Raw genomic sequence first — 12,773 nt, 5'->3', positions numbered from 1 at the left:
GCCCAGGTGCACTACCCGTTCGAGAACGCCGACTGGTTCGAGCACCACTTCCCGGCCGACTTCATCGTGGAGTACATCGGGCAGACCCGCGGCTGGTTCTACACCCTGCACGTGCTGGCCACCGCGCTGTTCGACCGGCCCGCGTTCTCGACCTGCCTGGTGCACGGCATCGTGCTCGGCAGCGACGGGCAGAAGATGTCCAAGTCGCTGGGCAACTACCCCGACGTCCGCGAGGTCTTCGACCGTGACGGCGCCGACGCCATGCGGTGGTTCCTGATGTCCTCGCCCATCCTGCGCGGCGGCAACCTGATCGTCACCGAGGAGGGCATCCGGGACGGGGTGCGCCAGGTGCCGCTGCCGTTGTGGAGTGCGTGGTACTTCTTCGGCCTCTACGCCAACGCCGCCAAGGTGGAGGGCAAGACCGGCTACCAGGCGTCGTGGTCGACGGCGTCCACGCACGTCATGGACCGCTACCTGCTGGCCAGGACCGGCGAGCTCGTGGCCGATGTGCAGACCCGGCTGGACGGCTACGACGTGGCGGGCGCCTGTGACGCGGTGCGCGGCTTCGTGGACGTGCTGACCAACTGGTACATCCGGCGCTCCCGCGAGCGGTTCTGGGCCACCGACGCCGAGGGTGGTGACACCGCATACCAGCCCGCCTTTGACACGCTCTACACCGTGCTCGAGACGCTGTGCCGCGTCGCCGCACCGCTGCTGCCGCTGCTGACCGAGCAGGTATGGCGAGGGCTCACCGGCGGCGAGTCGGTGCACCTGACCGACTGGCCGGACGCGCGGGACTTCCCTGCCGACCACGATCTGGTCGTGGCCATGGACACCGCTCGCCGGGTCTGCTCGACCACCTTGGCCCTGCGCAAGGCCGGCGGCCTGCGGGTGCGGCTGCCGCTGGCCTCGCTGACCGTGGTCTCCGACCAGGAGGCGGGGCTCGCCGAGCTGAGCGACCTGGTCGCCGAGGAGGTCAACGTGCACGAGGTCCGCCTGGTCGACCTGGCCGACGGCGCCCTCGCCGACTTCGGCGTCGAGCAGCGGCTGAGTGTCAACGCCCGGGCGGCCGGCCCGCGGCTGGGCCGCGACGTGCAGACGGCGATCATGGCCAGCCGCACCGGCGACTGGTCGGTGGCCGACGACGGGACCGTGCTGGCCGGGGGGCTGAGCCTGCAGGAGGGCGAGTTCACCCTGGAGACGGTGGTCTCCCGGACGGCCGGCGAGGGTGATGAGTCGGGCGAGACGACCGGTCGGCGGGCCACGGCGATGCTGCCCGGCGGTGGCTTCGTCGTGCTCGACACCCATGTGACCGACGACCTGGCCCGGGAGGGTCTGGCCCGCGACCTGGTCCGTGCTGTGCAGCAGGCCCGCCGCGAGGCCGAGCTGGACGTCACCGACCGGATCAGCCTGACCGTGGTCGGCGACGACGACGTGTGGCAGGCCGCCACGGAGCACCAGGGGCTGATCATGGCCGAGACCCTGGCCGTCCAGTTCGGCGCGGCCGGGGCCGGCACCCCGCTGCCCCCTGCCAAGCCCGACCGGGACGACGGGACCGGTGCCACGGCATACCGGGGCGAGGGCAAGCTCGACGGTGGCCGCACCGTGCAGCTGTTGATCAGCGCGGTGTCGGCATGAGCGGCCAGGGGCAGGGCCCGAGTGCCGTCGACGACGACCTGCGGCTGCGGATGGCGCTGGTCGCCGAGGAGATACTGCAGCGCGCTCCGGAGAATGCGATCGAGCCGACGCTGAGCCGGGTCGAGCAGGTGATGGACCTGATGGGCAGCCCGCAGCGCTCGTTCCCGGTCGTGCACATCACCGGCACCAACGGCAAGACCTCGACCGCCCGGATGGTCGAGCGGCTGCTGCGCGAGATGGGGCTGACCACCGGGCGCTACACCAGCCCGCACCTGCACGACATGCGCGAGCGGATCGCGGTCGGCGGGGAGCCGATCGACGAGCAGCGTTTCCTGGACGCCTACGACGACGTGCTGCCTTATCTGCACATGGTCGACGAGCAGTCGCTGGCCGCCGAGGGCCCGCGGATGACGTTCTTCGAGGTGCTGACCTGCGTGGCGTATGCCGCGTTCGCCGACGCGCCGGTCGACGTCGCGGTCGTCGAGGTCGGCCTGGGCGGAGCGTGGGACGCGACCAACGTCGCCGACGGTCAGGTCGCCGTGATGACCCCGGTGGCGATCGACCACGCGCACCTGCTCGGCGACTCGCTGAGCGCCATCGCAACGGAGAAGTGCGGCATCATCAAGGCCGAGGCCATCGCGGTGCTCGCGGTGCAGGAGCCGGAGGTCATGCAGATCATGCTCGACCGGGCCGACGAGGTCGGCGCGAGCGTGCAGACCGAGGGCGTGGCGTTCGGCGTGCTGGAGCGTGAGGTCGCCGTCGGCGGTCAGCTGCTGTCGCTGCGCGGCCTAGCCGGTGACTACCGCGAGGTCTTCCTGCCCCTGTTCGGTGCGCATCAGGCGCACAACCTGGCCCTCGCGGTCGCGGCCGTCGAGGCCTTCGTCGGCGGAGGTGAGCAGAAGCTGACCGATGAGGTGCTCGAGGTCGCGTGTGCCGACATGAGCGCCCCCGGTCGGCTGGAGGTCGTGCGGCGCAGCCCGACCGTGCTGGTCGATGCCGCGCACAACCCGGCGGGCGTGGCGGCGCTGGTCGAGGCGATGCGCGAGTCGTTCACCTTCGGCCGCGTGGTCGGGGTGCTCGCCGTGCTGGCGGACAAGGACGTCGAGCCGATGGTCGAGCTGCTCGAGGCGGTCCTGGACCACGTGGTGATCACCCGCACCACGTCGCCCCGGGCGGTCCGCCCGGAGCGGCTGGCCGAGATCGCCGTGGCCTACTTCGGGCAGGACCGGGTCAGCGTCGTGCCCGACCTGCCCGACGCGCTCGACACCGCTGCGGGTCTGGCCGACGAGGGCGGCATGAGCGGCGCCGTCCTGGCCACCGGCTCGGTGATCACCGCCGCCGAGGTCCGCATGCTCCTGGGCCACCGCGACGCCTGAGCGACGAAAGCGCCAAGACAGGGCCTGCGATCCGCCCGCGCTGGCGGATGCAGAGGCCGGCACGACCATCAATGTGACGAAGGTGTCGCCGCAGCGACACGTTCGTCACATTCATGAGGTCGGGTTGGCCTCTCTCGGCGGTGAGCAGGGCTGCCGGCCACGGGGTCTGGCGTCCCGCCCGGGGATCCTGAGACGATGTCAGGTGGCGTTGCGGGCGTGCCGTCATAACAGACGACACAGGACTCCGGCGGCACAGGAGGCTCACATGATGGCGTCGGTCGCTGTTGCCCTGGTGCTGATGGTGGGGGTGATCGCTGCGGCGGTGCGGTTGTGCCCGGTGCCGAATGCGACGGCCTTGCGCGGTGTTCCTCGCCTGCTCCGGGTCCTCGCCCTCGCCTGTGTCCTGGTGATCTCCGCGGTGATCGCCCCCGCCTTCAAGGGCGGCTGGGGGTTCTTTCTCATCCTCGCGGCTATTCCGTTGGCCTGCTGCCTCGGCGCGCTCGCGGCGGATCTGACCGGTCGAGGGGTGGCGTTGTCGACCACCGTGGCCGCGCTCGTGCTGCTGTTGTGGAGCCTGTTGACCGGATTGGGAATGGGGTTCTACTTCTTGCTCCCGGCGGTGTTGCTGGGCGCTGCTGCTTCCCTGTCCAGCTGGGACGCCAAGGATGTGACGCGGATGGTGCCATAGCGTCACCTTCGTCACATTCTTGCGTGACGAGCCCTTGTTGCATGGGTGCGGACGGGGCCGATGCGACACTGTGACCCGTGACCAACTCGTCCTTGACGTCGGTGCCCGGCACGTTGACCCGACGTCTTGCCGCGACGAGCCTGATCGGGCAGTCCATGACGGTGTTCTTCGGCGGGCTGGTCGCGCGGCAGCTCGAGGTGGCTGCCGGTGATCCGGACGGCCGGGCCGACACTTACCTGTTCGGCGGCATCGCGTTGGCGGTGCTGTGCATCCTGGTCTCCGGCCTGCTGCGGCGCCCGGGTGGGGTCCTGCTCGGCTGGGGAGTGCAGGCGCTGACCCTGGCCTCGGCGGTGGTGCTACCCGCGATGGCGATCGTCGCAGTCATCTTCGGCGCGTTGTGGTGGCTGTGCCTTTCGCAAGGACACAAGATGGACCAGCTCACCGCTGAGCGGGCGAGCGCGCCGCATACCGACTCAGCACCCGGCACCGACCACGCACCGCACCCCGACGACCGACCCAAGGACGACTGACCCCGTTGGATCTTTTCGACGCCATCGCGTTGGGGCTGGTCCAGGGACTCACCGAGTTCCTGCCGGTCAGCAGCAGCGCCCACCTGTCCGTCGTCGGCCAGCTCATCGGGGGCGACGACCCCGGGGCGGCCTTCACCGCGATCAGCCAGCTCGGCACCGAGGCCGCCGTGCTGGTGTTCTTCTGGCGCGACATCACCCGGATCATCGGACGATGGGCCCAGGCGCTGGTCGGACGCATCCCGCAGAGCGACCCCGACGTGCGGATGGGCTGGCTGGTGATCATCGGTTCGATCCCGATCGGCGTGCTGGGCTTCGTCTTCCAGGACTTCATCGAGACCGATCTGCGCAGCCTGTGGCTGACCGCGACCATGCTGCTGGTCTTCGCGCTGGTGATCTACGCCGCCGACCGGGTTGCCCGCACCGAGCGCGAGCTGCGCGAGCTGACCTGGACCCACGGCATCATCTACGGCCTGGCCCAGGCGATGGCGCTGATCCCCGGGGTGTCTCGCAGCGGCGGCACCATCGCAGCCGGGCTGTTCATGGGCTACACGCGCGAGGCGGCCGCGCGCTACTCCTTCCTGCTGGCCATCCCCGCCGTGCTCGGCTCCGGCTTCTTCCAGCTGGCCAAGGTCGCCGAGGACCCGGTCCCGCCCGACTGGGCGGCCATCTGGGTGGCCACGGGCATCGCGTTCGTGGTGGCCCTCGCGGTGATCGCGTGGTTCCTGCGCTACATCTCCACCCACAACTTCACGCCTTTCGTGCTCTACCGGATCGGGCTGGCGCTGGTGCTCTTCGCCCTGCTGGGCACCGGGGTCCTGCAACCTCGATAGGGTGTCGCCGTGACCGAGCAGACCCCGCAGACCGAGCGCTCCCTCGTCCTGGTCAAGCCCGACGGCTACCGCCGCGGACTGACCGGGGAGGTGCTGCGCCGCATCGAGGCCAAGGGCTACACCCTGATCGCCCTGGCCGTCGTCGAAACGACCCGCGAGCAGCTCGCGGCGCACTACGTTGAGCACGAGGGCAAGCCGTTCTACGAGCCGCTGGTCGAGTTCATGTCCTCCGGGCCCGTGGCGGCGGCCATCGTGGAGGGCCACGGCTGCATCCCGGGGTTCCGGGCGCTGGCGGGTGCGACCGATCCCACCGCTGCGGTGCCGGGCACCATCCGTGGCGACCTCGGGCGGGACTGGGGCCTGAAGGTGCAGCAGAACATCGTGCACGGCTCGGACTCGGCCGAGTCTGCCGCCCGGGAGATCGCCATCTGGTTCCCCGACGTTCCAGTCGGCTAGAGCCCGCCGCTCCTGCCGGCCGCCACGGCAGCTGCGCGGCATTGCGTACATCGCGCCGTGGACGAACGCCGCGCAATGCACGTAATGCCGCGCAATGCACGTAATGCCGCGCCATGCGTCCGCGACGGGCAGCCCTGCTGCCGTATGCGGGCCTGGCCCCACCCCTGGGGTTGCGCTGCTGCTCCGAGGGTGTAGACACAGAAGGTGGGCCGGCGGATCCCCCGCGGCCGTCAGCGACCGGAGGTCACGATGGACAGTCAGGACAGCGGCAACGGATTCGAGGAATCCAACCTCAACACCGAGGACGACGTCAACACCGCGTTCGACGAGACGACGCACGGCCCCGCGGATGGCGGCGCCGAGGGTGGTGGCGCGGACGGCGGTGCTGACGGTGGAGCGGACGGCGGTGCTGACGGCAGCGCCGATGGTGGTGCGGATGGTGGTGCCGACGGTGGCGGTGGAGACGGCGGCGCAGATGGCGAGGCCGGGCACGGTCCGGCTGACGGGGGCGCCGACGGCGGCTCCGATGGTGGAGCGGACGGCGGCGCAGACGGTGGTGCCGACGGCTCCGCGGAGTGAGCGCACCGCATACGACGCAGTCAGGGGTGAGTGCCGGTCAGCCGGCGCTCACCCGTCTGCTCGGTGGCTCGGTCGACGGCTTCGGCGAGCAGCACTGGGCGCAGCGGGCGCTGTTGCAGACCTGCGCGGCGCGTGGCGGTGACGACTTCGCCGACCTGTTCTCGCTCGGGGCGGTCGACGAGCTGATCTCGCGGCGCGGGCTGCGCACGCCGTTCCTGCGGATGGCCAAGAACGGCACCACGCTGCCCGAGTCGAGCTTCACCACCGGGGGAGGCGTCGGCGCTGGGGTCGGCGACCAGGTCAGCGACGACTCGGTGCTGGCCCACTTCGCCGACGGGGCGACCATCGTGCTGCAGGGGCTGCACCGCACCTGGGGTCCGGTGGCCGACCTCAGCCAGTCACTCGCTGCCGACCTCGGGCACCCGGTGCAGGTCAACGCCTACGTCACGCCGCAGCAGAGCCAAGGCTTCTCCGACCACTACGACGTGCACGACGTGTTCGTGCTGCAGATCCACGGCGCGAAGCGGTGGTCGATCCGGGAGCCGGTGCTGCGGGCGCCGCTGCGCGACCAGCCGTGGACCGAGCATCGCGCCGAGGTTGAGCGGGCCGCGCAGCGGCCACCGCACCTGGATGCCACGCTGCGCCCGGGCGACTGCCTCTATCTGCCCCGCGGCTTCATCCACTCCGCCGCGGCGGTCGGCGGGGTCAGCATCCACCTGACCATCGGTGTCCACGGCTGGACCCGACACCATCTCGGCGAGGCGCTGATCGACCGGGCTCGCGGTCGGGTCAAGCAGGACGAGACGATCCGCGCGTCGCTCCGGCTCGGAGACGCCGACCTCACCGACGACATCGCCGCGGCGCGCGAGAGCCTCCTCACTGCCGTCCGGCAGGTGCCCGACGAGGAGGTCCGCCGCTGGCTCGCCGGGCGGAGCCGCGCCGCCCAACGTCCTGAGCCGCTCGCCCCGCTGGCTCAGCTCGCCACTGCTGAGGAGCTCGATGCCGACACGGTGGTGCGGCTGCGCGAGCACCTGATGCTGCAGACGCAGCGCGGAGCCGACGAGCAGGTCATGGTCCGCTCCCGAGCCGGACGGTTCGGTATGCCGTGCGCACAGGTCGGCGTGCTGGATCGCCTGGTGGAGCGCGGACAGGCCCGCGTCGCCGACCTCGGCGCCGACTTGGGCGCCGACTCGGGGGCTGACCGGCCGCCACCGGACACCGAGCAAACCGTCGAGACGGTGCGGCTGCTGGTGCGGCACGGGATCGCCGTCGTCGTCGTCGACTAGGCCGCCGCCGGGTTGGACAATGGACTGGGCGGGGGACGAGCCCGGGTCACGAGCCGTGACGAGGAATCGGACCTGTGCGTCGGGTCAGCTGAACGGCCCCGAGCCGCCGCTGGGTGTGTGTCGGCGCCCACGTAGCCTGTCCGCACCATGACCGACCTGCGCTGCTCCGACGAGGCCCGCCGCCGCGGCGACCCCCTCGTGGGCACCGCGCCACCGGCGCGACGGTGGCTGCTGCTGGAGCAGGACATGGGATGGTCCTCCGCCGCCTTCGACGGGATGCGCCTGGACCCCGAGGTCAAGCAGGCGGTGGCCACCGCCGCGGCCGCGGCCGGTGCTCGCATCATGCTCATCCGACGCCCCGGCAGGCGCACGTCTCCGGTGTGCCTGGAGCACAGCTGGTGCGTGGTCGACGCCGGCGCCGCCGACCCCGTCGTCTGGGGCAGCTGGTCCTACGACGACGACCTGGACTCGGCGGTGCACCTGCTGAGCGAGCGTGCCGGCGGTGGCAGCGCGCCCCCGCCGGTGCGCGCCCCCGCCCGTGAGCCGGAGCTGCTGTTGGTCTGCACTCACGGCCGCCATGACGTGTGCTGTGCCACCCGGGGCCGTCCGGTGGCCGCCGCCCTGGCCCGGCGCTGGCCGGAGGCCACCTGGGAGTGCTCGCACACCGGCGGCGACCGGTTCGCCGCCAACGTCGTCGTGCTGCCCGACGGCGTGGCCTACGGCGGCCTCGACCCGGACTCGGCCCTCGACGTCGTGACCGGGCATCACCGCGGTGCGCCGTCCGCCGCGCACCTGCGAGGAGTCGCGGGCCACCCGCCGGCCGTGCAGGCTGCGGTGGTCGCCGTCCACGAGCAGCACGGGCCGCTGTCGTGGGGCGCGGTGCACCCGGAGCGGGTCACGACGCAGGACGACGTGCATCACGTCGTCGTGCGCACCCCGACCGGTCTGCTGGAGGTCACGGTCCAGGAGCAGGTCACGCCGGCCCGACAGCTGACCTGCCGGGCGCCCGCTCTCGGGCGAGCCATGGTCCCTGTCGTCTCCCGCGTGCGTACGATCTCTGCGTGAGCACCGGACGGGGACCCGCGCTGCTGGGACGCGACCTCGCCGTCGACCTCGGCACCGCGACCACCCTGGTGCATCAGCGCGGCAGGGGGGTCGTTCTCGACGAGCCGTCGCTGGTCGCCGTCGAGGCACACAGCGGGCGGCTGGTGGCAGCGGGCGACACCGCATACGCCATGCTCGGCCGCACCCCCGCCTCGGTGGCCCTGACCCGGCCGCTGTCCGACGGGGTGATCAACGACGCCGAGATCAGCGAGCAGATGCTGCGGCACTTCGTGGCGCGGGTCAGCCGGTCCCGGCTGTTGCGGCCCCGGATGGTGGTGTGCGTCCCCAGCGCCGTCACCGCGGTCGAGCGCCGCGCCCTGGAGGACACGGCCATCCGGTGCGGGGCGCGTCGGGTCTTCGTGCTCGAGGAGGCGATGGCCGCCGCGATCGGCGCCGACCTGCCGGTGCAGGAGGCCCGGGCGTCGATGATCATCGACGTCGGCGGGGGCACCACGGACGTCGCGGTGATCAGCCTGGGCGGCGTGGTCAATGCGCGCAGCCGGCGGGTCGGGGGCAACGAGGTCGACGAGGCCATCGTCACCGGGGTGCGGACCACGCACGACCTGCTGCTGGGTGAGCGCAGCGCCGAGACCATCAAGGCCTCGGTCGCCGCCGCCGCGCCGCTGCCCGAGCCCCTGCGCACCCGAGTCCGGGGTCGTGACCTGAGCACCGGGCTGCCGCGCACCGTCACCCTGGAGTCGGGCGAGGTGCGCGAGATGATCGAGGAGGTGGTGGTGCAGATCGTCGAGGTCGTGGTCGAGGTGCTCGATCTCTGCCCGCCCGAGCTGGCGGGTGACCTGCTGGAGCAGGGTGCCGTGCTCACCGGGGGCGGTGCACAGCTGCGCGCGCTGGACCGGCGGCTGCAGCGCGAGCTGGGCATCCCCGTGCGCGTTGCCGAGGATCCGCGCCGAGCCGTGATCCGGGGCGCCGGCGCCTGCGTCGACGACTTCCGGGCACTGCAGCGGGTGCTGGTCACCACCCGGCAATGGTGAGCCGGTCCATGCGTCGTCTCCTTCAGGTGCTCGTCGCCGCGACCGTGCTCGTGCTGCTGGTCGACCTGGCTCGGCCGTCGTGGACCGCGCCGCTGCGGGCGGTGGCGGCGCAGGCAGTGTCCCCGGTGCAGCAGCAGCTCGGCTGGGGTCCCGAGGGGGACCGGCTGCGCGCCGAGCGTGACGAGCTGGCCGTGCGGTTGCAGCGCGCCGAGGCCGAGCGCGACGAGCTGGCCACGGCCGCAGAGAGCCGGGGCGCCGGGGAGCAGATGATCGGCAGCGGTGCGGCCGTCGTCACCGCACGCGTCGTGGGACTTCCCGCCGCAACAAGCCCGGTCGGGGTCCGGGAGCTGACCATCGACGAGGGCCGGGATGCCGGGGTCCGACCCGACGACACGGTGGTCACGGCGCAGGGTCTGGTCGGGCGGGTGTTGCGGGTGCACGCGCAGACCAGCGACATCCTGCTGCTCGGAGACCCGGCAGTGGTGGTGGGTGTCCGCTACGGACCGGAGCGGGCGCTGGGTGTGCTCAGCGCCGAGGAGCAGCCCGGTCTGCCGGCGCGCCGGACCGGCGAGCTGACGCTGACGGCGCTGGGCGAGACCCCCGTCGCGGTCGGCGACCAGGTGCAGACCATCGGCAGTCCCGGTGGTCGGCCGTATGTCGCCGATGTGCCCGTGGGCGCCATCATCGCCGTCGACCCGGACGTCGGCCAGCTGGGACGCACGGCGGTGCTGCGGCCCGTTGTCGACCTCGACTCCCTTGACCATGTCGTCGTGCTTCAGGGGCCGGGATGAGGCTCCTCCCACGTCTGGTCGCCCGCGCGGTCCTGCTGCTGGCCGCGGTGCTGGTGCCCGTCCTGCTGCCCGACGCCCTGCCGGCGCGGCCCGACCTCGTGCTCGTCATCGTCGCCGCGGCAGCCCTGATCCACGGTCCGGCCACGGGTGCCCTGGTGGGGCTGTTCGGCGGGTGGCTGCTCGACCTGGTGCCGCCCGGCAGCGGGCCGCTGGGCTCCACGGCCCTGGCCTACCTGGCGGCGGGTGCCCTGGTCGGCACGACCCGACGGTATGCCGGGTGGTCGCCGTTGGTGCCCTTCGCGGTCACCGGCGCCGCCGCGGTAGCGCTGCTCGCGGTGCGGGCCGTGACCTCGGCCGCGGGCTTCGGTCGGGCCGATCTCCACCAGCTCGGCTGGACTCTGCTGGTCACCATGGTCGCGGTGGTCCTGTTGCTGCCTGCACTGGTGCGCCTGGAGCGTTGGTGGGTGAGCCGGTCGTGGGGGTAGCCGGCCGCCGGCCCATGGGGGTCCGCGCCATCTGGAGCCTCGTGGGCGTCGTGCTCGTGCTGGGCGGGCTGCTGATCGGGCGGCTCGTGCAGTGGCAGGTGGTGGAGCGGGCCGAGCTCTCGGCGCTGGCCGACCAGGTGAACACTCGGGAGTCGCTGGCCCCTGCCGTGCGCGGGCGCATCCTGGGCCTCGACGGCACGCCGCTGGTGAGCAACGAGCCCTCGTCGGTGCTGACGATGGACCCGCAGGTGCTGCTGGAGTCGCCGGACGAGGGCCGGGCGCTGCTCGCCGCCGCCGCCCGGGAGCTGGGACTGGAGCCCGACCGGGTATGGGGTCGCACCCGCCTGTGCGGCACCGCCGGTGCCCCGCCGGTCCCCTCGTGCTTCAGCGGCTCGCCCTACCAGCCGATACCGGTGGCCTATGACGTCGACCCGGTCACGGCGCTCGGCGTCCTGGAGCACCCCGAGGACTACCCCGGCCTCACCCTCAGCGCGGTCCCCGTGCGCAGCCACCCGGTGTCTGAGATCAACGCCGCTCACGTGCTCGGCTACCTCGGCCGCCCGACCCGTGCCGAGGTCGACGCCGCCGACGGGAGCCTGAGCGCAGGTGACCTGGTCGGCCGGACCGGTCTGGAGGCGGTCTACGACGAGCAGCTGCGCGGCACACCCGGGCGCAGCACGCTGAGTGTCGACCCGCGGGGCGTCGTCACCGGCACCGTGACCAGCACCGCCCCGCAACGCGGGCTGGACCTGCGCACCCACGTGCAACCGGCTGTGCAGGCGCACGTCGAGCGGGTCCTGGCTCGGACCGTCCGACAGGCTCGAGCCGACGACTCGCCGCCGGACTCCGCCGCTGCGGTCGTGCTCGACGTGCGCACCGGGGGAGTGGTCGCCGCGGCCAGCTGGCCCAGCTATGACCCGCAGATCTGGATCGACGGCGTGACCCAGGACCAGCTGGACCGGCTGAGCTCACCCGACGGTGGTGAGCCGCTGGTCAACCGGGTGCTGGGGGAGACCTTCCCGCCGGCCTCGACCTACAAGGTCATCTCGCTGCCCGCGGCCATCCAGTCGGGGATCGATCCGGACAAAAAGTACGCCTGCCCCGGCAGTGTGCAGATCGCGGGGCAGACGTTCCGCAACTTCAAGTCCCGCGACCTGGGCAGCCTGGACCTGCGCCGGGCCATCGAGGTCTCCTGTGACACCGTCTTCTACCGCTGGGCGTTCGACAACTGGCGCGCCCTGGGTGGGCTGAGCCAGACCGCGGATCTGCGCGACCCCTGGGTGTTGCTCTCGCAGGACTTCGGGCTCGGCAGCCGCACCGGCATCGACCTGCCCGGCGAGACCCCGGGGGTGGTGCCTGGCCGCGAGTGGAAGCGGGCCTATTGGGAGGCGACCCGGGACGACGCGTGCGCGCGGGCCGAGTCCGGCTACCCGCAGGAGAGCGACGCGCAGCGGCGGCGCTTCCTGGAGCAGCTGGCCCGCGAGAGCTGCGCCGAGGGTTACCAGTACCGCGCAGGGGACGCCGCCAACTTCGCGATCGGGCAGGGCGACGTCGCCGCCACCCCGTTGCAGATGGCGGTGGTGTATGCCGCGGTCGCCAACGGCGGGACGTTGTGGACACCACAGGTCGCGGACGCCCTGCTGAGCGTTGAGGGCGACGTGGTCGAGGACTTCGCGCCCGAGAAGTCGGGACAGGTGTTCCTGGAGGAGGCGACCTGGCAGATCCTGCGGGACGGCCTGGAGGGCGTGAACGTCCGTGGCACCGGCGCCCCGGCCTTCGCGGGCTTCGACCTCGACACCTACCCGGTGGCCGGCAAGACCGGGTCGGCCGAGTCGTTCGGGCGCCGGTCCACCGGCTGGTACGCCTCCTACGGCCCGGCCGACGACCCGCGGTATGCCGTGGTCGTGGTCCTCGAGCAGGGTGGCATCGGCGGCGAGATCGCCGCCCCCGCGGCCCGTTCGATCTGGGACCTGCTGCGCACGCTGCCGGCGCAGTGAGGGCCCGGCGCCTCGACATAC

The 12,773-nt window shown here is 72.3% G+C and carries 13 protein-coding genes; all 13 read left to right on the top strand.

Annotated elements, in window-relative coordinates:
• On the top strand, positions 1-1,638 hold a 1,638-nt coding region (locus ACR2FV_RS10780), incomplete at its 5' end, for a class I tRNA ligase family protein (protein ID WP_434015695.1).
• Positions 1,635-3,014 (top strand): bifunctional folylpolyglutamate synthase/dihydrofolate synthase, encoded by a 1,380-nt coding sequence (locus ACR2FV_RS10775; protein ID WP_434015694.1) that lies wholly within the window; start codon positions 1,635-1,637, stop codon positions 3,012-3,014. The genes ACR2FV_RS10780 and ACR2FV_RS10775, both read left to right, overlap by 4 nt.
• Positions 3,015-3,279: 265 nt before the next feature.
• Positions 3,280-3,702 (top strand): hypothetical protein, encoded by a 423-nt coding sequence (locus ACR2FV_RS10770; RefSeq protein ID WP_434015693.1) that lies wholly within the window; start codon positions 3,280-3,282, stop codon positions 3,700-3,702.
• A 77-nt stretch (positions 3,703-3,779) separates the two neighbouring features.
• Complete coding sequence (locus ACR2FV_RS10765; RefSeq protein ID WP_434015692.1) at positions 3,780-4,232, top strand: DUF4233 domain-containing protein; 453 nt, start codon at positions 3,780-3,782, stop codon at positions 4,230-4,232.
• A gap of 5 nt (positions 4,233-4,237) precedes the next feature.
• Positions 4,238-5,062 (top strand): undecaprenyl-diphosphate phosphatase, encoded by an 825-nt coding sequence (locus ACR2FV_RS10760; protein WP_434015691.1) that lies wholly within the window; start codon positions 4,238-4,240, stop codon positions 5,060-5,062.
• Between the two features lie 9 nt (positions 5,063-5,071).
• The gene (gene ndk, locus ACR2FV_RS10755) at positions 5,072-5,518 is read left to right on the top strand and encodes a nucleoside-diphosphate kinase (RefSeq protein ID WP_434015690.1); all 447 of its coding nucleotides are present in this window, start codon (positions 5,072-5,074) and stop codon (positions 5,516-5,518) included.
• Between the two features lie 249 nt (positions 5,519-5,767).
• A complete protein-coding gene (locus ACR2FV_RS10750) occupies positions 5,768-6,097 on the top strand; it encodes a hypothetical protein (protein WP_434015689.1) in 330 nt (109 codons plus the stop codon).
• Between the two features lie 26 nt (positions 6,098-6,123).
• Entirely contained in the window at positions 6,124-7,383 is a 1,260-nt protein-coding gene (locus tag ACR2FV_RS10745) for a cupin domain-containing protein (RefSeq protein WP_434015688.1), read from the top strand.
• Positions 7,384-7,530: 147 nt separating this feature from the next.
• Entirely contained in the window at positions 7,531-8,448 is a 918-nt protein-coding gene (locus tag ACR2FV_RS10740; protein ID WP_434015687.1) for a sucrase ferredoxin, read from the top strand.
• The gene (locus ACR2FV_RS10735) at positions 8,445-9,479 is read left to right on the top strand and encodes a rod shape-determining protein (protein WP_434015686.1); all 1,035 of its coding nucleotides are present in this window, start codon (positions 8,445-8,447) and stop codon (positions 9,477-9,479) included. The genes ACR2FV_RS10740 and ACR2FV_RS10735 overlap by 4 nt, the downstream gene beginning before the upstream one ends.
• A gap of 8 nt (positions 9,480-9,487) precedes the next feature.
• Positions 9,488-10,270, top strand: coding sequence for a rod shape-determining protein MreC (gene mreC / locus ACR2FV_RS10730; RefSeq protein WP_434015685.1), 783 nt, complete (start codon positions 9,488-9,490; stop codon positions 10,268-10,270).
• The gene (mreD, locus tag ACR2FV_RS10725) at positions 10,267-10,755 is read left to right on the top strand and encodes a rod shape-determining protein MreD (RefSeq protein ID WP_434015684.1); all 489 of its coding nucleotides are present in this window, start codon (positions 10,267-10,269) and stop codon (positions 10,753-10,755) included. Before mreC ends, mreD begins: the two co-directional genes overlap by 4 nt.
• A complete protein-coding gene (gene mrdA / locus ACR2FV_RS10720; protein WP_434015683.1) occupies positions 10,731-12,752 on the top strand; it encodes a penicillin-binding protein 2 in 2,022 nt (673 codons plus the stop codon). The genes mreD and mrdA overlap by 25 nt, the downstream gene beginning before the upstream one ends.
• The last annotated feature ends 21 nt before the right edge of the window (positions 12,753-12,773 follow it).

The sequence above is a fragment of the Ornithinimicrobium sp. genome, from assembly GCF_051004135.1.
Taxonomy (GTDB): domain Bacteria; phylum Actinomycetota; class Actinomycetes; order Actinomycetales; family Dermatophilaceae; genus Ornithinicoccus.
Note: the sequence above shows the minus strand (reverse complement) of the source record. Positions and strands in the feature narration are given on the sequence as shown.